The sequence below is a fragment of the Butyricicoccus sp. AF35-5AC genome, from assembly GCF_003477715.1.
Lineage (GTDB): Bacteria > Bacillota > Clostridia > Oscillospirales > Butyricicoccaceae > Agathobaculum > Agathobaculum butyriciproducens.
In genome coordinates this window covers 69,104-84,763 of record NZ_QUDX01000005.1, presented here as the reverse complement: position 1 = coordinate 84,763, position 15,660 = coordinate 69,104, and the positions used below count along the sequence as shown (strand labels likewise).

17 protein-coding genes are annotated in these 15,660 nt (G+C 52.0%); 6 read left to right on the top strand and 11 right to left on the bottom strand.

The window, feature by feature from the left end; translation table 11 throughout:
• Nucleotides 1-10 precede the first annotated feature (10 nt).
• The 3 genes from lspA to DWZ82_RS08170 are packed head-to-tail and all read left to right on the top strand — an operon-like array spanning nt 11 to nt 2,213.
• Nucleotides 11-481, top strand: a complete 471-nt coding sequence (gene lspA, locus DWZ82_RS08180) for a signal peptidase II (protein ID WP_118480085.1) — start codon at nt 11-13, stop codon at nt 479-481.
• A gap of 2 nt (nt 482-483) precedes the next feature.
• Nucleotides 484-1,404: an RluA family pseudouridine synthase gene (locus DWZ82_RS08175; protein ID WP_118480083.1), complete on the top strand. Its 921-nt coding sequence runs from the start codon at nt 484-486 to the stop codon at nt 1,402-1,404.
• Nucleotides 1,401-2,213, top strand: coding sequence for an HAD family hydrolase (locus tag DWZ82_RS08170; RefSeq protein ID WP_118480081.1), 813 nt, complete (start codon nt 1,401-1,403; stop codon nt 2,211-2,213). Before DWZ82_RS08175 ends, DWZ82_RS08170 begins: the two co-directional genes overlap by 4 nt.
• A gap of 69 nt (nt 2,214-2,282) precedes the next feature.
• On the opposite strand, the gene DWZ82_RS16045 is transcribed toward DWZ82_RS08170, so the two are convergent.
• The 8 genes from DWZ82_RS16045 to DWZ82_RS08135 all read right to left on the bottom strand — a co-directional run bounded on the left by DWZ82_RS16045 (nt 2,283) and on the right by DWZ82_RS08135 (nt 10,285).
• Nucleotides 2,283-2,564: a helix-turn-helix domain-containing protein gene (locus tag DWZ82_RS16045; protein ID WP_442861225.1), complete on the bottom strand. Its 282-nt coding sequence runs from the start codon at nt 2,562-2,564 to the stop codon at nt 2,283-2,285.
• On the bottom strand, nt 2,536-2,907 hold the full coding sequence (locus tag DWZ82_RS08165; RefSeq protein WP_118480079.1) for a transposase: 372 nt from the start codon (nt 2,905-2,907) through the stop codon (nt 2,536-2,538). The genes DWZ82_RS16045 and DWZ82_RS08165 overlap by 29 nt, the downstream gene beginning before the upstream one ends.
• Before the next feature lie 167 nt (nt 2,908-3,074).
• On the bottom strand, nt 3,075-3,659 hold the full coding sequence (gene pdxT, locus DWZ82_RS08160; protein ID WP_118480077.1) for a pyridoxal 5'-phosphate synthase glutaminase subunit PdxT: 585 nt from the start codon (nt 3,657-3,659) through the stop codon (nt 3,075-3,077).
• Between the two features lies 1 nt (nt 3,660).
• Nucleotides 3,661-4,533, bottom strand: a complete 873-nt coding sequence (gene pdxS, locus DWZ82_RS08155; RefSeq protein WP_118480075.1) for a pyridoxal 5'-phosphate synthase lyase subunit PdxS — start codon at nt 4,531-4,533, stop codon at nt 3,661-3,663.
• 162 nt (nt 4,534-4,695) lie between these two features.
• Nucleotides 4,696-6,615 carry an HlyD family secretion protein gene (locus DWZ82_RS08150; protein ID WP_118480073.1) on the bottom strand — a complete coding sequence of 640 codons (1,920 nt, stop codon included), beginning with the start codon at nt 6,613-6,615 and terminating at the stop codon, nt 4,696-4,698.
• 61 nt (nt 6,616-6,676) lie between these two features.
• Entirely contained in the window at nt 6,677-7,189 is a 513-nt protein-coding gene (locus DWZ82_RS08145; protein ID WP_118359391.1) for a hypothetical protein, read from the bottom strand.
• A gap of 130 nt (nt 7,190-7,319) precedes the next feature.
• On the bottom strand, nt 7,320-8,795 hold the full coding sequence (gene spoIVA / locus DWZ82_RS08140; protein ID WP_118480071.1) for a stage IV sporulation protein A: 1,476 nt from the start codon (nt 8,793-8,795) through the stop codon (nt 7,320-7,322).
• 14 nt (nt 8,796-8,809) lie between these two features.
• Complete coding sequence (locus DWZ82_RS08135) at nt 8,810-10,285, bottom strand: DUF3794 domain-containing protein (protein WP_118480069.1); 1,476 nt, start codon at nt 10,283-10,285, stop codon at nt 8,810-8,812.
• A 141-nt stretch (nt 10,286-10,426) separates the two neighbouring features.
• On the opposite strand from DWZ82_RS08135, the gene DWZ82_RS15155 reads away from it, so the two are divergent.
• A complete protein-coding gene (locus DWZ82_RS15155) occupies nt 10,427-10,573 on the top strand; it encodes a hypothetical protein (protein WP_158557213.1) in 147 nt (48 codons plus the stop codon).
• Nucleotides 10,574-10,726: 153 nt separating this feature from the next.
• Here the strand turns inward: DWZ82_RS15155 and DWZ82_RS08130 are convergent, their stop codons facing one another.
• The 3 genes from DWZ82_RS08130 to nrdD are packed head-to-tail and all read right to left on the bottom strand — an operon-like array spanning nt 10,727 to nt 13,879.
• The gene (locus DWZ82_RS08130) at nt 10,727-11,242 is read right to left on the bottom strand and encodes a deoxyuridine 5'-triphosphate nucleotidohydrolase (RefSeq protein WP_118285774.1); all 516 of its coding nucleotides are present in this window, start codon (nt 11,240-11,242) and stop codon (nt 10,727-10,729) included.
• A gap of 16 nt (nt 11,243-11,258) precedes the next feature.
• The gene (nrdG, locus tag DWZ82_RS08125; RefSeq protein WP_118480067.1) at nt 11,259-11,753 is read right to left on the bottom strand and encodes an anaerobic ribonucleoside-triphosphate reductase activating protein; all 495 of its coding nucleotides are present in this window, start codon (nt 11,751-11,753) and stop codon (nt 11,259-11,261) included.
• Between the two features lie 5 nt (nt 11,754-11,758).
• Entirely contained in the window at nt 11,759-13,879 is a 2,121-nt protein-coding gene (nrdD, locus tag DWZ82_RS08120; protein ID WP_118480065.1) for an anaerobic ribonucleoside-triphosphate reductase, read from the bottom strand.
• Nucleotides 13,880-14,305: 426 nt separating this feature from the next.
• On the opposite strand from nrdD, the gene DWZ82_RS08115 reads away from it, so the two are divergent.
• Nucleotides 14,306-14,563 carry a TM1266 family iron-only hydrogenase system putative regulator gene (locus DWZ82_RS08115; protein WP_110436788.1) on the top strand — a complete coding sequence of 86 codons (258 nt, stop codon included), beginning with the start codon at nt 14,306-14,308 and terminating at the stop codon, nt 14,561-14,563.
• Nucleotides 14,556-15,602 (top strand): [FeFe] hydrogenase H-cluster radical SAM maturase HydE, encoded by a 1,047-nt coding sequence (gene hydE / locus DWZ82_RS08110; RefSeq protein ID WP_118480063.1) that lies wholly within the window; start codon nt 14,556-14,558, stop codon nt 15,600-15,602. The genes DWZ82_RS08115 and hydE overlap by 8 nt, the downstream gene beginning before the upstream one ends.
• Nucleotides 15,603-15,660 lie beyond the last annotated feature (58 nt).

The window sequence follows — 15,660 nt, the reverse complement described above, 5'->3', positions numbered from 1 at the left end:
GAGGTAGAAAATGCCGATTTATATTTGTGCAATCTTGCTGATGATCGCGGCAGATCAGGCAGTGAAATACTGGGCGTTTACATCCCTGCAGGCACAGCAGACCATTCCGTTGATCAATGGTGTGTTTCACTTGACCTATATTGAGAACCGCGGTGCAGCATTCAGCCTGTTCGCGCAGTTTGATTCACGTTGGATTTTTGTTGTATTGGCCATTGTGATTACAGTTGCCATTTTCACAGCGATTTACAGGAATATGCTGCAGACTCAGCTTGGCTGCTGGTCGCTGATTCTGGTAGCGGCAGGTGCACTCGGCAACGCCATTGATCGTGTAGCACGCGGTTTTGTTGTCGATATGTTTGACTTCCGTCTGATTCATTTCCCGGTATTTAATGTGGCAGATATCTTCATTTGTGTAGGTGGCGTACTGTTTGTGCTATATTTTATGTTTCAGCACAAGGAGACAAGCGAAGCGGAGAAGTAACCATGAGTGAATTACAATTTACAGTTTCGGCAGAGCAATCCGGCAAGCGTATCGACAGCTGGCTGGCAGAGCAGATTGAAGGACTGACTCGCTCTGCGGCGCAGAATCTTCTGTCGGAGCAGGCGGTAAGCTGTAACGGTCAGCCGCTCAAGAAAAATTACAAGCTGGTCGGCGGCGAGGCGGTTACGGTTCAACTTCCGGAGTTAAAGGAAGTTGATCTCAAGCCGGAGAATATTCCGCTGGATATCGTTTATGAGGATGCGGATATTGTGGTGGTCAACAAGCCGCGCGGCATGGTTGTGCATCCTGCGGCTGGCAACTGGGATGGTACGTTGGTTAATGCATTGATGTACCACTGTGGTGACAGCCTGTCTGGTATTAACGGTGAACATCGACCGGGCATTGTGCATCGTATAGATAAGGATACCAGTGGTCTGCTCGTTGTGGCGAAAAATGACGCCGCACATCAGAGTCTGGCGGCTCAGATTGCGGCGCATACGGCATATCGCGGCTATGAAGCGATTGTGGTTGGTTCTGTTAAGGATGATACAGGAACGGTGGATAAGCCGATTGCCCGTCACAAGACTGATCGAAAAAAAATGGCAATCGTGGAAGGCGGACGGGAGGCAATCACGCATTATACTGTCATCAAACGGTATAACGGCTACACACATATGGCGTTTCAGCTCGAGACTGGACGTACGCACCAGATTCGTGTACATATGGCGTCTATTGGTCATCCGATTATCGGTGATCCGGTGTACGGACTGAAAAAAGACCGGTTTTCCAATATCGGCGGTCAATGTCTGCATGCAGCGAAGCTGACGCTCACGCACCCGAGAACAGGGGAGCGGATGGATTTTTTGGCATCGCTGCCACAATATTTTACTGAAGTTCTTGATAAATTGGAGCGTATGCAATGAAAAAGTTTAAGGGTATGCTGTTGGCCTGCGATATGGATGGTACGCTGCTCGATGATTCAAAGCAAATTCCGGAAGAAAATCTGCGCGCATTACAATATTTTACGAAAAAGGGAGGACGGCTGTCGCTTGCGACCGGCCGTTCTCCTCATGCTATTGGCACATATATAGCTCAGTTGCCGGTCAATGCGCCATACAGTGTGATGAATGGTTCATTGATTTGCGATGAAAATCGCCAGATTTTGCATTGCTCCGGTATGCCGTACGAGACGAAGGAAATGATTGAGTATGTATTGTTAAATAATTCACAATTTGGATGCGAGATTTTTACCGCCGAAACAGCGCTGATTCGTCAAATGAGCGATCACACGCTGCAGCACATGCGCAAGCTGCATTTAGATTATCAGATGCTTTCTAATGAGCAGTTTGCAAAAAGCGCAACTGCGGATTGGTGTACGGTCAATTTTACCGGTGAACCAGCACCGATCACCGCACTGACGCAGGATTTACTGATTCGGTATCCGCATGTATTTGATGTGACATCCAGCATGCCGACATTCTGTGAAATCACAGCCGCTGGTGTGAATAAGGGTTCGGCTCTACGAAGTATTGTTGAATACTTACCGGATGTTGAACGTGTGTTTGCTATTGGCGACAGCTACAATGATGAATCCATGCTGCACGAAGCTCAGATTTCGTTTGCACCAGCCAATGCAGAGCCGGAAGTGCTGCGAAATGTAAATGTGATGGTAAGTTCTAATAATGATCGTGCTGTGGCTGATATGATAGAGTATCTGGAGAAAATAGGATGAAAACAGTTAATTACTAATTGTTATTAGATAGATGGTTTGCTAATTATACAAAATCTTTATTTTGTATAATTAGATTCCTATGTCTAAATTAGATTTTACACTACGAATGTCTACCTCGTCAACTGTTTTATACGGGTCATCGCTACGACATACTAGCCAATCACAAGTTATACCAAAAATGTACCCCAAATTCAACAGGACGCTGGACGAAAATAATGTTTCGCCACGTTCCCAGCGATAGACCGTATCACGGCAGATACCGAGCGCCGAAGCAATTTTAAGCGTTGAAACACCGGAACGTCGCCTTGCTTCACGAATACGATTAGGATTTCTTCTCTTTCTGCGGCACATAGACCAGAATATTCCGCATGAAATGCACCTTGCAGCGCTGCCATGAGGCGTCGGGAAAGGATTCACGAATTGCCGAAACCAGTTCGGCGTGTGCATCTGAAATGATAAGCCTGGGCGTGGACAGACTACGGTCCTCCAGATTCTGAAACAGCACTTCATAGGAGCTCCCGGATTCTTCGGCCATAGATTCAACGGCAATGATATCCCTATGACCGTTTTCATCCACACCGCACACGATAAGTACCACCATGCTGACAATGCGCTGACTTTTCTCTGCTCCTAGCTGCTGGTCCACCTCGACCTCCATGAGCTCTGTGCACAGCCATTCCAGCATACTCAGCATCGGATCCGGCTCCGTCACACATTTCCGTCACACATTGCAGTAGCAATGGAGTCCTAAGGACCTGTCTATTTTCTGTTGTATATGTGATAGAAACCTAGTTGCCGCTTAATGGGCAACTGGGTTTTTCGACAGACTGTAAGCGGCTCATACAGAGCCGCTTATTTTAGTTATCCTGCATTCTTCAACCGAAACTGCTCAACCATCCGAATGAAATGCTGATGCACCGTCAAATCCTTATCTAATTCCGGATGAAATGCGGTCACGAGCATATTATCCTGCTGCGCGGCAACAATATTACTGTCAACAATGGATAGCACCTCGACATTATTTCCTACGCTCTCAATATATGGTGCGCGAATGAATGTCATCGGTATTCTCTCGCTACCGCCAAACCGATCATCCGTGAAAAAACTGCCAAGCTGTCTGCCATAGGCATTACGTTTTACACGAATATCCATCACACTGAAGCATGGTATGCCGCCATCAATCTGCTTAGCCAACAGAATCAGACCGGCACAGGTTCCGAATACAGGAAGTCTGTTTTGAATCTGTTCACGCAGCGTATCATACAAATCCAGCTCGCGCAAGAGTTTATTCATTACTGTGCTTTCCCCACCCGGAATAATCAAACCATTCATCGGCTGATCCAAATCGCGCTTCTGACGAATTTCGAAGTGCGATACACCGAGTTTATCCAGCACTGCGGCATGCTCTGCAAAGGCGCCCTGCAGCGCCAGAATTCCAACTGCCATTTTACTTGCCTCGCTCTGCCATCAGCAATGCGATTTCGCTCTCGTTAATGCCAACCATTGCTTCACCCAGATCGGTAGACAGTTCTGCGATCAGCTTTGCATCGGTGTAGTTAGTAACCGCCTTTACGATTGCTGCAGCACGCTTTGCCGGATCGCCAGACTTGAAGATGCCCGAACCAACGAATACGCCTTCTGCGCCGAGCTGCATCATCAGTGCTGCGTCCGCCGGAGTTGCAACACCACCCGCCGCAAAGTTTACGACCGGCAGTCGGCCATTTTCATGCACACTTCTGAGCAGTTCAACCGGAACCTGCAGTTGCTTTGCGGCCTCAAACAACTCATCCTCACGCAGATTCTGCACACGGCGAATCTCTGCGTTCATAGCGCGCATGTGACGAACCGCTTGTACAACATCACCGGTGCCCGGCTCACCCTTGGTACGGATCATTGCAGCGCCTTCAGCGATGCGGCGCAGAGCTTCACCCAGATCACGCGCACCGCATACAAACGGAACCTTGAACTGTGTCTTATCAATGTGGTATACATCGTCCGCCGGAGACAGCACTTCACTCTCGTCGATATAGTCGATCTCGATTGCCTCCAACACCTGTGCCTCAACAAAGTGACCGATACGGCACTTTGCCATAACTGGAATGGAAACCGCTTCCTGAATACCGCGAATCATCTTCGGGTCGCTCATGCGGGAAACGCCGCCTGCTGCACGGATGTCAGCCGGAATGCGCTCCAGCGCCATAACTGCACATGCGCCCGCTGCTTCGGCAATCTTCGCCTGCTCCGGTGTGGTTACGTCCATAATGACGCCGCCCTTCAGCATCTGGGCCAGCTCCTTGTTCAGCTTATATTGTACGCTCATGTCGTTCAGACTCCTTTGTTGTTTGGTGTATGAACGCATTATACGCCTAATCTGAATATGTTAAAATACTCAGATTGCAATTATTTTGTAATGCCAGTTTGCAAGAGATAAAGAAAAGCACGATTTCTGTTCTAAAACAAAAGCCGTGCTTTATACTGCTTATCAGCTGTTATATGCTGTATTTTCCTCATCAGTTACCGCGTCTGATGTATTTGGTGTGGCATTCAGATAAACTGTTGCACCTTCATCGATGCCCCAGAAAATTTCGGTATTGTTCGCATCTGAAACGCCGGTTTCCACCGCTACCAGCTGATAACCTTCGGGTGCTTCCATGCCGTCCGGAATCGGCAGTGTATCATCGAACGGAATTTCGTTGCCGTCCTTGTCGATGAGCGTTTTGGTGAATACACCCGTACTGCCATCCGCCGTGTGAACGATAGCGGAAGTCGGTACCATCAGGCAGCTGTCCGATTCGGCAACTGCAATTTTGTAATCGACCATCATGCCGCTGGAAATCGCCTGACCTTCGATAGAATCAACCGTGATAATTGCCTTAAAAGTCGTCAGACTGCCCTGACTGCCCGTGTTCTGACTCGGCTCCGGCGAAACCGAGTCAACCACACCGGTGAGCGGCAGCTCGGAACCATCCATTGTGTACATGTTCATTGTCACCGTCTGACCAGGCTCGACAGACTGCACTTCATCTGTCGTCAGCTCGGCCGTAACAACGGTATCGTTCAGGTCGGAAACAACAACCAGAGGCTCGGTACCATCGGTCTCCTCCCCTTCTTCTGCGTTCAGTGAGGTGACAACGCCGTCAATTGAAGCCGTCATCGTAGCATCCAGAATCTCCTGCTGCAGCTTGAGAATGCGCGTCTGAATTTCGCTCACCTTGGCCTGTGCGGCTGCAGCCGTGCTCTGTGCAGCCGTGAGACTGTTTCGCGCGTCCGAAGTATCCGGCGCTGCAACATTGGAAATTGACATAATGGCTGCACTGCTGCTGTATGTGCGGTTCGAGCCGTTATAGGCCGTGATTTCACCGCTGATCGGTGCCGTGATAATCTGCTCCTTGCTGTAGTCCAACGTGCCCGAACCGGAAGAGAAAATCGTGCCGGCGCTGTCGCTGTTGATCGTTGCGGTAGCACTCGTTCCCTGCGCCAGTGAACCGGAGGGATTCTGCACGGTTAATACGACAAGGAACGTACCTTTGCCGGAAGTGGAATCAATCGACGAAACCACAGCGGAAACCTGTCCGGCAGAGGTAGAGATCGTAGCCGTCTGACCGGCCTTGATATCTTTGGCATATTCCGAACTAAACTGTACAGCAAGCTGCATCTGGCTGTCGTTGACCATACGGCCGATGGTCTGTCCTGCACTTACCTTCTGCCCTACCGCAAATGTGCTTGATGCGATAAACTTGCCGCTGAACGGTGCCGTAGCGCTGCTGTGGGTGTACTGGCTCTGTGCCGAGGCAATGCGGCTCTGTGCCTGCGTGATCGCTGCCTGTGCGTTGGTCAACTCACTCTGCGCGGCCGTGAATTCGGCCTGTGCCGCTGTCAGCTGTTCGCGGATTCCGGTCGGATCGACAACGACCAGCGGATCACCGGCATGCACCTCATCTCCCTCGGAAACCAGCACCTGAGAGATTTTGCCCTCAAGTCCCAGGCCAAGTTCTTCCGTGTTGCGTGCAGCTGTTTCGCCGCTGCCCTCGATATAAGTGCCAATATCGCCATAGGTAACGACCGCAGTCGTCGGAACTGTGTCCTCCATGCCGGTATTGCGCGACTGAATAACAGCAAATACCGAACCGCCGACCAGCAGAATAATCAATCCTGCTGCAATGATAACGCGGACGCACTTGCTTCGATTAAATCTTTTGCGAAAGGATTCAGCTAGCTGCTCTGCCTTCTCGTTTTTTTCGTCAGCATCAGCTTTTTCGGATGCTTCTTCCAGTGCAGTATTGTCCTCCGTCTGAACGATCTTGTCAGCAGTGTTTTCTGACATCGACGGAAGCGTCTGTGTCTGCTCAAGCTCCTGTTCATGCTTGTGTTTGCCGAAGAACTTCTTCTTGTTCTGGCTCATATTTTGATGTTCCTTTCTATGCGCTGTTCCTGTAAAACAGAGCCGTGCCCGATCTTGAAAGTTATCTCTCGATCAGAGCCTGTAAAAAGTCATGTACTTTTGCGGGCAGTTCTTCCAGCGAACCGTCGTTGAGGAATTCCGCATCATAGGCGTACGCTGCAACGCCGTCATCCGAGCGGTTGCCAAGCTGTCCGCGTGCCTGCTCAAGTGTCGGTCGACGCACGAGAATGGTCTTGCAGTTTACGCCTGCCGCCTGACGGAAGCGCTCGATCTCCTCCGGCTCTCGGATATGGACGAACAGCAGTTCTGCATCATTTTCAGCAAATATCTGCAGCTGTTCTGTGCAGTAGCGGAACGGAAGGTCGTTGAATTCTGTGCAGTCTGCCTTCAGCTGCGAAAGAAAACGGCGTGCCGCCGGTGTTTTGGTGCCGTCCCATCCGGCGGCTTTGGCCACCTGCAAAATGGGTGTGATGGACGAAATGTTCTGCACCTTCCAGCTTTGCGCGGCAGCACTGCATACGGTATCCTTGCCGACACCGCCGCTGCCGTTTATGATAAACACTTGTTTGGTCAAGTAAAAGTCTCCTTCAAATGCGCATTTCTATACACTATACATTTTAGCACAGCAAATCGACCTTTACAAGCGGACAGTCTTTACAATTCTGTTAAAAAAGCGTGCCTGTTTTTGGCAGGCACGCCTGATTTCACAGGATGATGCAGATGAGTCCTCCTGCGCTTTCGTTGATGATCTTTTCCAGTGTTTCACGGATTTTACCGCGAGCATCATCCGGCATACGGCTCAATTTGTGCGACAATTCCTCACGCACGAGTTCATTGAGCGACTTTCCGAAAATATTGGTCTCCCAAATCTTCTCCGGCTGTTCCTCAAACTCGCTGAGCAGATAGTGTACCAGTTCTTCCGACTGCTTTTCCGTGCCGACGATCGGATTGACCTCGGCTTTGATGTTGGCCCGCATCATATGGATGGATGGTGCAGAAGCCCGCAGACGCACGCCATACCGCCCTCCCTGCCGAACGATTTCCGGTTCCTCGAGCGACAACTCCTCCACCGACGGCATCACAATGCCGTAACCGGTCTGATATACCTGATCGAGCGCACCATGCAGCCGTTCGTACTGCTGTTTCACTGCAGCGAAATCCTCAAGCACATGAATCAAATCTGCGTCATCCCGCACCTGAATGCCGGTCTGCTCGCCGACAATGCCATAGAATACGGTTTCCGGTACGTCCACATGCACGACCGCCGAGCCGCTGCCGAGCGCCATATTGTCCACACTCGCCCGCTCGACGTATTCGTTCTCTTCGAGGGTACGGCATAGCTTCTGTACATCGCGCATTTTTTCTCCGCCCTCGGTGGCTGTGCGGATGCACTGGTAAATGCTGTTCTGCACCGGATGATACAGCGGCAGAGTACCGATATAACGCGGAAGGACAAAACCAATCTCGCAGACCGGAAATTCATACAGCACCTGCTGCAGAATATCTGCAATGCCGCTCTCATCCAGTTCAAGACAGTTCACCGTAATCGGTGCAATCCCGTACTGCGACTGCAGCTCGGCGCATACACACTGTGCTGCTTCGCCGTTCGGCTCTGACGAGTTTACCAGCACGAGAAACGGCTTGCCGAGTGACTGCAGTTCCTCGATTACGCGTTTTTCTGCCGGTATATAGGCTTCACGCGGCAGATCGGTAAAGCTGCCATCGGTCGTCACCACCAGTCCGATGGTAGAGTGTTCACCGATAACCTTGTGTGTGCCAATCTCTGCCGCTTCGGCCAGTGTCATGGGTTCCTCCTGCCACGGTGTAGATACCATGCGCGGTGTATCTCCCTCCATGCCGCCGAGTGCGCCCTCTACCAGATAGCCTACGCAGTCCACCAGCCGTACCCGGCATGCGCCGCCTTCCGGCAGAGCGATCTCCGCCGCTTCTTCCGGCACAAATTTGGGTTCGGCAGTCATAATTGTCCGTCCGGTGCCGGACTGCGGCAATTCATCCCGTGCGCGCTCCCGCTTGTAGGGATTCTCCATATCGGGCAGCACCATAGTCTCCATGAACCGCTTGATAAATGTGGATTTGCCCGTACGAACCGGACCGACAACACCAATATAAATATCACCGCCGGTACGGCTGCTGATTTGATCGTAAATCTGGTTTTCCATTCTCTTCCCGCCTTTCAGTCCTGAATCGGAATCAGCAGCATGGCATTCTGCACATACTCTGCCTCTGCCGGCAAGTCGTTCGCGCAGCGGATCGCCTGCTCGGTCGTATCGCAGTTTTTGGCAATGTCCCATAGCCGTTCTTCGCCGGTGATTTGCCTGAGCACCAGCGTTACGCCGTTATGTCTGCTCTCCTTTGGCTTGATCTCCAGCGCAGAGATATAGCAGAACGTCACGCGCTCCTGTGTTGCAGCAGTGCCGTTTGCGTTGACAGTCAAAAGCAATCCGCGCTCACCCGCCGCTGTGGTGCGTGCTGAAAGTGTAAGATCTTCCGGCTCTCCGACTTCACTATACGGCATGGTCAGCGGTACAATACGCTGCACTGCGCAAAGCTGCTGTTCATCACTCAAATACAGCACACGAACACCGGCTTTGACCTGCAGCTCGCTCTCCGATACGCGCTTTGCGCCGCAGCAGACCGCCTGCGCGGAAATCACATGAGAAACATGCTGTGCAGTCTGCAAAGTCTCACTGCCTTCGGCGGTAAACGGCTGCGCGGACGGCATATTCTGCAATACAGGATGTTCTGCCTGCGCAGCAAGTACCTTGCCGGGCAGATACATATCCTCGATGCAGCGCAGCTTACGCTCCTGCCGCAGCAGTACTATTGCTTGTGCGCTGATGGTGCAGGACAACATGCCATCGGATTCCAATCGGCAGTCTGCCTCGGATACGGTCATATGAACTGCGGTCAGGGCGCCTTCTTCTGCTTCCGGCAACTCGAGAATCTGCGTGAACGGCGTGCTGTTGTTCAGTACGCGCACAGCATCATCCTCCTGCATGGCAAGACAGTGCAGTATCGCTTCACCTTTCACGATGATTCTGCCATGCATGGCGCGGCACTCGGATACCTGCATCGTGCAGTCGGTGTGCAGAAGGGACAGCTCCGCTGCATCCGCAAGCTGTATGTCGTCCAGTATTGTCACCGGATAACTGCGCACCTGCTCCAGCAGCGTTATGCTCTGCAAATGGCTCAGGCATTCTATGCCGTCCAGTTCGACCGATTCTGTCACGTCGCACTCTGCTTTGCAGTAGCCTTCGGTTAAAAAGCAAAGCTGAACGCTGACGCATACCTTGCGGCTGTTCATAGCTTCGGCCTCTACCGCAGCAATGCGGCACACGGTGCTGCAGACAGATTCTGCCGAGACACCCTCGCATTCCTCAATATGCGCAAACGTGACCGGCACGGAGAGCCGACGCAGTTTACCGCCGTTTTCCGGTTCGTACAGTACAGTCGTCTGCACGGTGCCGGATACCAACAGGCGGCCATTCTGCGGAGTCTGGTCCTTGATGGTCGCCGTACCATACGCGCACACGATTCGTCCGATATCCGGAAATGTGTCCGGCACAATCGAATCCGCACTCTCTGTCGCCACAGAGATATGCGCTAATTTCTTTTCATAGTAGCAGATGCTTGTTTGATTCAGTTCCATTGATGCTGCCTCCTTTGGTTTCACCGCTGCTCCTGCATTACCATATGAAGCGCTTGTGTAAAATATGAGCAGATCGTTTTCGCTTTGCTGTCACATTTTCCATCCTCGCTGCTTATACTGGTAACAGGAGCGTGATGCGCTATGTTCTGCCGTGGTCAGGCGATCGGTCTTGCCGTATTTATGTTTGGAACAGGCTTGCTGCTGGGCAGTCTGCTCCCATCCTGTCTGCCGGTGTGGCTGATTGCACTGGCAGTGATCGCGGCAGGGCTGTTCCTGCTGCAGTGCTGAAGGAGGGTAAGGCATGATGAAGGTTGTTGTATGGAAAAGTCCCAAGTGCTTACGCGGGATCCTGTGCTGCCTGTTTCATGTAAACAGGGCATAAGAAAAAGCGCATTCGCAGATAAATCTCTGTGAATGCGCTTTTGGCTGTTTATGGAATTGTTACTTCTTTTCAGTCGTGCTGCCGAAGCCACCGGTGCGTTCACCGTCAGCCTCATCGTCCACGGTGATACCGAACGGCAGGAAAATACCCTGTGCAAAGCCGTCGCCTGCGGCAACCGAGAGGGTTTTGCCCTTGTGATCGTCGCTGGTCATCTTAATGAGAATGTGTCCTTCATTTTTAGCCTCAAAGTAGTCGCTGTCGATAATGCCAACCGTATTGTCAAGCTGCAGACGGTGACGGAAGCCCAGACCGGAACGCGGGTACAGGCTCAGCACCCAGCCGTCCTCGATCATAACGCGGATACCGGTCGGAATAAGGATGGTCTCATGCGGAACAAGCGTAAAGCTTTCCGGCGCAAAAAAATCATAGCCGGCAGAGCCTTTGGTCGCGCGGCGCGGCAGCCGGATGTTCTGATAGACCTTCTTGGCCTCATCCGCGCTGCGGCGGGTAGCCGCGCACCAGTCACGGACAAACTGTTCCTCGGATACCTTGAAAAACTGTGCGATCTGTTGCATAATTCAGCACTCCTTTTTACTTATCGTCATGCAGGACGATACTGTTAGCCGCAAGCGTGCGCGGAACATCGATCACGCGCTGGTTGGCACTGCCGCGCCAGTGAAGCTGCGGATCGGCCTGCACCTGTACAAAACGACCGTCGATCAGCACGTCAATCTGATCGAGAAACGGCAGCCACTTGATTTCCTCCCAGCGATAGCCGGTGTACAGCCAGATGGTCTTGTCCGGAAACTTCTGCCGAATCTCGCGGCACAGCTCGCTGACCTCCTCACGGTTGCCGGGGAAAAGCGGATCGCCGCCGGAAAACGTAATGCCGGAGATATAGTCCTTGCCGAGCTCGGTGAACAGCTCATTCTTTGCTGCCTGATCAAACAGCAGACCGCCTTCCGCATCCCATGTGATGGGGTTGTGACAGCCGGGACAGGCATGTCCGCAGCCGGCCACCCACAGCACAACACGCAGGCCGTCGCCGTTGAGCATATCGTCCTTGGTTATATTGTGATACTGCATTCGTGTTACATACTCTTTCTTTCAGCAATTTCGGCCATCTTGGCATCGTTCAGGCGCGTATCGCCCTTCACGCGAGAGTAGGAAAGATAGCCGTTCATTCTCTCGATTTTGGTAAGGTTGCGGCTGCCGCACTTCGGGCAGACATCCATAGACAGCTCCTCATGACCGCAGTCATCGCAGTACGCGAGTGACAGATTGACACCCTCATAGAAGCCCTTTGCCATGGCGCGGCGCACCAGAGAGCGAATCGCCTCATGGTTGTAGTCAATCGGGTACTTGACATACTGGATCTTGCCGCCGTTGCACAGATTCCAGAAACGCCCCTCAAGATCCTGCTTCTGAATCGGTGTCAGGTCCTCGGTAACGTGGCAGTGGAAGCTGTTGGAGACATACGGACGATCGGAAACGCCCTCGATGATGCCGTATTTCTTGCGGAACTGCTCGACCTGCAAACCGCACAGACTCTCTGCCGGTGTACCGTAGATAGCATACAGATTGCCGTCCTCGTTCTTGAACTGCTCGACCTTATCGTTGATATACTGCAGTGTTTCGAGGGCAAACTGACCGTCCTCGGCAAGCGATTTACCGTTGTACAGTTCCTGCAGCTCGTTGAGTGCAGTAATGCCGAACGACGCAGTAGCGGTTTTCATGATCGGCTTAATCTTGTCCGACGGCTTGAGATGCCCGCCGTAGAAGCCGCCCTCGCAGTACGCCAACGGATTGGTAGATGCACGCATCTCCCCCAGGTATGCATAGGTGCGGATGTGCAGCTTGCGGATAAGCTCCAGATAGTAGTCCAGCACCTCGCGGAACGGACGGCTCTCCTGCTGTGCCTTAGCGTAGATCATCGGCAGGTGCAGCGATACCGCGCCAATGTTCCAGCGGCCGACAAATACCGGCTTGTCGCTCTCATCAGCGGGCTTCATGCCTCCGCGCTCGTACCACGGAGACAGGAACGCGCGGCAGCCCATCGGACTGATGATCGCGCCGTACTTCTTATACATGCTCGGCACATAGCCTTCACCGGTCAGCGACAGCCAGTCCGGATACATTGCACGGGACGAGCACAGGATACCGGCTTCAAATACATCCTCAAGCAGCTTGCCGGGACCGTGCAGGTTCTCATCGTACAGGAATACGATCTTCGGGAACAGGACCGGCTTTTTCTGGCCTTTTTTGCCCTGCCCCTTGCGGCGTACATTCAGCATGGTAATGGAGGCCAGCTTGGCAAAACGACCAGTGCCGGTTCCCATTGTCATGGTGATGAACGGATAGTCGCCGCGGCTGGATGCTACCGTGTTGAACTTGTACTCCCAGCCCTGGAAGCCCTGCTCAAAGTCGTTGAGAATGTCCGCCATAACTTCCTTCTCGACCGTATCAGCATCCAGTCCCAGACGAGTATACTTCTCGGTCAGCATTTTGTAGCTGCGCTCGGCATACGGCTCGAGCAGCAGATCGACCGACGGCACGGTAAAGCCGCCGTACTGCTGACTTGCAGCGGAAAGCACGATATCACCGATCACGTCAAATGCAACATTAAGTGTTTTTGGCTCGTTGTACCACAGATTGCCCATCTCAAAGCCGTCCTTGAGGACACTCGCTACATCAAACAGGCAGCAGTTCATGGTATCGCGGCGTGCCGACATATCGTGGACGTAAATGTAGCCGTCCCGACAGGCCTGCAGTTCCTCGGTGTTCATAAAGAACTTCTGGTACAGCTCCTTGTTGAGCTGATTGAAGATCAGGCTGCGCTTAGTGGAGACCAGCGCGGAATCCGTGTTGGAATTTTCCTTATCGCCGATATACATGATGGACTGGCTTTTCTGGTATACGCTGTCCAGCATGCCGACAAAATCCTGCTTATAGTTGCGGTAGTCGCGGTAGCTTTTGGCAACCTCCGGCTGCACCGACTCAAGTGCAGACTCAACGATGTTGTGCATTTGCCAGATCTGAATCTCGGTCATGTGATGGTCACGGATATAACCCTCGACATGATTGCAGATCGACTTCAACTCATCCTCTGTAAAGTTGTAGAGGACACGGTTTGCCGACTTATTAACGGCGATAACAACCTTCTGGATGTTAAACGGTTCTTTGGTGTGATCCTTTTTGACAACTCGAACCATGTGTTGTTCTTCCTCTCTAAATTTCATATGTTCATCATTATATCATATTGTCCGATAAAAAGCGAACAAAAAAGCACTGCTGTTTACAGGCAAAGCGTAAAAGTGCATACCCATATATCATGTGCCGCTATTGCATTGTACCATACAAGATATAGATTTGGAAGGATAAAATTCGACAAAAATATCATACATATTTTTGCGAAAATAATTCTTTGCATAAAATCGTCGGTTTTGCTTGCGGGTCTGCCGACTATCCTCTATAATAGATGTAGCGATCCTGACAGTAAGCCTCTGCGTCCGCAGATTCTGCATGAAAGGAGCCGTCCATATCGTATTGCAGCGTTTCCTGCACGGAAGCGCCGTTTATATCTGTATCGGACTGCGTCTTTCAGAGGACGCAGTTATTTTTTGTTCCGAGGTGTTTTTATGCAAACAAGAGTTGCCGTAATGGGAATCGTGGTAGAGAACACGGATTCTGTGGAACGGCTCAATACCCTGCTGCATGAGTACGGCAGCTATATCATCGGGCGCATGGGTATTCCCTATCGAGCGCGCAATATCAACATTGTGTCCATCGCCATTGATGCGCCGCAGGATGTGATTTCGGCTTTGTCCGGCAAAATCGGCAATCTGGACGGCATCAGCGTCAAGACCGCGTACTCCAATGTGCAGAGCGATGAATAAGGCGAAGCAGCTCATTGACCGGCTGGAAGCGCAGCACAGCCTGTCAATAGAGGAATACGAATATCTAATCGAAAACCAGAGCGATGAACTGGCAGCCTATGCCGCAGAGAAAGCGGTTGCCTTACGAAAACAGGTATATGGTACGGATGTGTACATTCGAGGACTGATCGAAATCGGCAATATCTGCCGCAACGACTGCTATTACTGCGGTATCCGGCGTTCCAATCCTGCGTGTGACCGCTATCGACTGAGCGAGGCGCAGATACTGGACTGTGCCCGGGAAGGCTATGTGCTCGGCTTCCGCACTTTTGTCATGCAGGGCGGCGAGGACAGCGCATTCTCAGTCGATGTGGTTTGCCATCTGGTACGACAGATCAAAGCCGAGTTTCCGGACTGTGCAGTAACGCTGTCGCTCGGAGAGTTCCCTCGTGAAGCCTATCAGGCGATGTTCGATGCTGGCGCGGACCGTTATCTGCTCCGTCACGAAACCGCCGATAAGGCACATTATGAAAAGCTGCATCCGGCGCAGATGTCGTTTGACAACCGTATGCGCTGCCTTCGTGATTTGAAAGACATCGGCTACCAGACCGGCTGCGGCTTTATGGTCGGCTCGCCGTATCAGACGGCACGAACACTCGCTGAGGACTTAAAGTTCATCGAAAAATTTCGGCCGGAGATGTGCGGTATCGGCCCGTTTATTCCGCAGAAGGACACACCGTTCCGCGATTTTCCGGCCGGAACGTGTGAGCAGACAGTGTATCTGCTGTCACTGCTGCGGCTGATCCAACCGAATTTGCTGCTGCCCGCTACAACGGCGCTCGGCACCATCCGGCCGGACGGCCGCGAGCGCGGACTGCAGGCTGGTGCAAACGTAGTGATGCCCAATCTGTCTCCGCTTGGGGTGCGAAAAAAATATGCACTGTACGACGGCAAACTATGTACCGGTGAGGAGGCTGCACAGTGCATCGGCTGCCTGTCGCGCCGTGTGGCATCGGTCGGCTGCCGGATTGTTACCGCACGCGGAGATATTATCCGATAAGTGATACATTTTAAGGGACTCTGACGGAAAGAGTAATCCTCTGACCGCAAGATAAGAA

Excerpts from the sequence above, each read along its gene's own strand:
- lspA (WP_118480085.1), top strand. The coding sequence starts at position 11 with ATGCCGATTTATATTTGTGCAATCTTGCTGATGATCGCGGCAGATCAG.
- DWZ82_RS08175 (WP_118480083.1), top strand. The coding sequence starts at position 484 with ATGAGTGAATTACAATTTACAGTTTCGGCAGAGCAATCCGGCAAGCGT.
- DWZ82_RS08170 (WP_118480081.1), top strand. The coding sequence starts at position 1,401 with ATGAAAAAGTTTAAGGGTATGCTGTTGGCCTGCGATATGGATGGTACG.
- DWZ82_RS16045 (WP_442861225.1), bottom strand. The coding sequence starts at position 2,564 with ATGTGCCGCAGAAAGAGAAGAAATCCTAATCGTATTCGTGAAGCAAGG.
- DWZ82_RS08165 (WP_118480079.1), bottom strand. The coding sequence starts at position 2,907 with ATGCTGAGTATGCTGGAATGGCTGTGCACAGAGCTCATGGAGGTCGAG.
- pdxT (WP_118480077.1), bottom strand. The coding sequence starts at position 3,659 with ATGGCAGTTGGAATTCTGGCGCTGCAGGGCGCCTTTGCAGAGCATGCC.
- pdxS (WP_118480075.1), bottom strand. The coding sequence starts at position 4,533 with ATGAGCGTACAATATAAGCTGAACAAGGAGCTGGCCCAGATGCTGAAG.
- DWZ82_RS08150 (WP_118480073.1), bottom strand. The coding sequence starts at position 6,615 with ATGAGCCAGAACAAGAAGAAGTTCTTCGGCAAACACAAGCATGAACAG.
- spoIVA (WP_118480071.1), bottom strand. The coding sequence starts at position 8,795 with ATGGAAAACCAGATTTACGATCAAATCAGCAGCCGTACCGGCGGTGAT.
- DWZ82_RS08135 (WP_118480069.1), bottom strand. The coding sequence starts at position 10,285 with ATGGAACTGAATCAAACAAGCATCTGCTACTATGAAAAGAAATTAGCG.
- DWZ82_RS15155 (WP_158557213.1), top strand. The coding sequence starts at position 10,427 with ATGTTCTGCCGTGGTCAGGCGATCGGTCTTGCCGTATTTATGTTTGGA.
- DWZ82_RS08130 (WP_118285774.1), bottom strand. The coding sequence starts at position 11,242 with ATGCAACAGATCGCACAGTTTTTCAAGGTATCCGAGGAACAGTTTGTC.
- nrdG (WP_118480067.1), bottom strand. The coding sequence starts at position 11,753 with ATGCAGTATCACAATATAACCAAGGACGATATGCTCAACGGCGACGGC.
- nrdD (WP_118480065.1), bottom strand. The coding sequence starts at position 13,879 with ATGGTTCGAGTTGTCAAAAAGGATCACACCAAAGAACCGTTTAACATC.
- DWZ82_RS08115 (WP_110436788.1), top strand. The coding sequence starts at position 14,306 with ATGCAAACAAGAGTTGCCGTAATGGGAATCGTGGTAGAGAACACGGAT.
- hydE (WP_118480063.1), top strand. The coding sequence starts at position 14,556 with ATGAATAAGGCGAAGCAGCTCATTGACCGGCTGGAAGCGCAGCACAGC.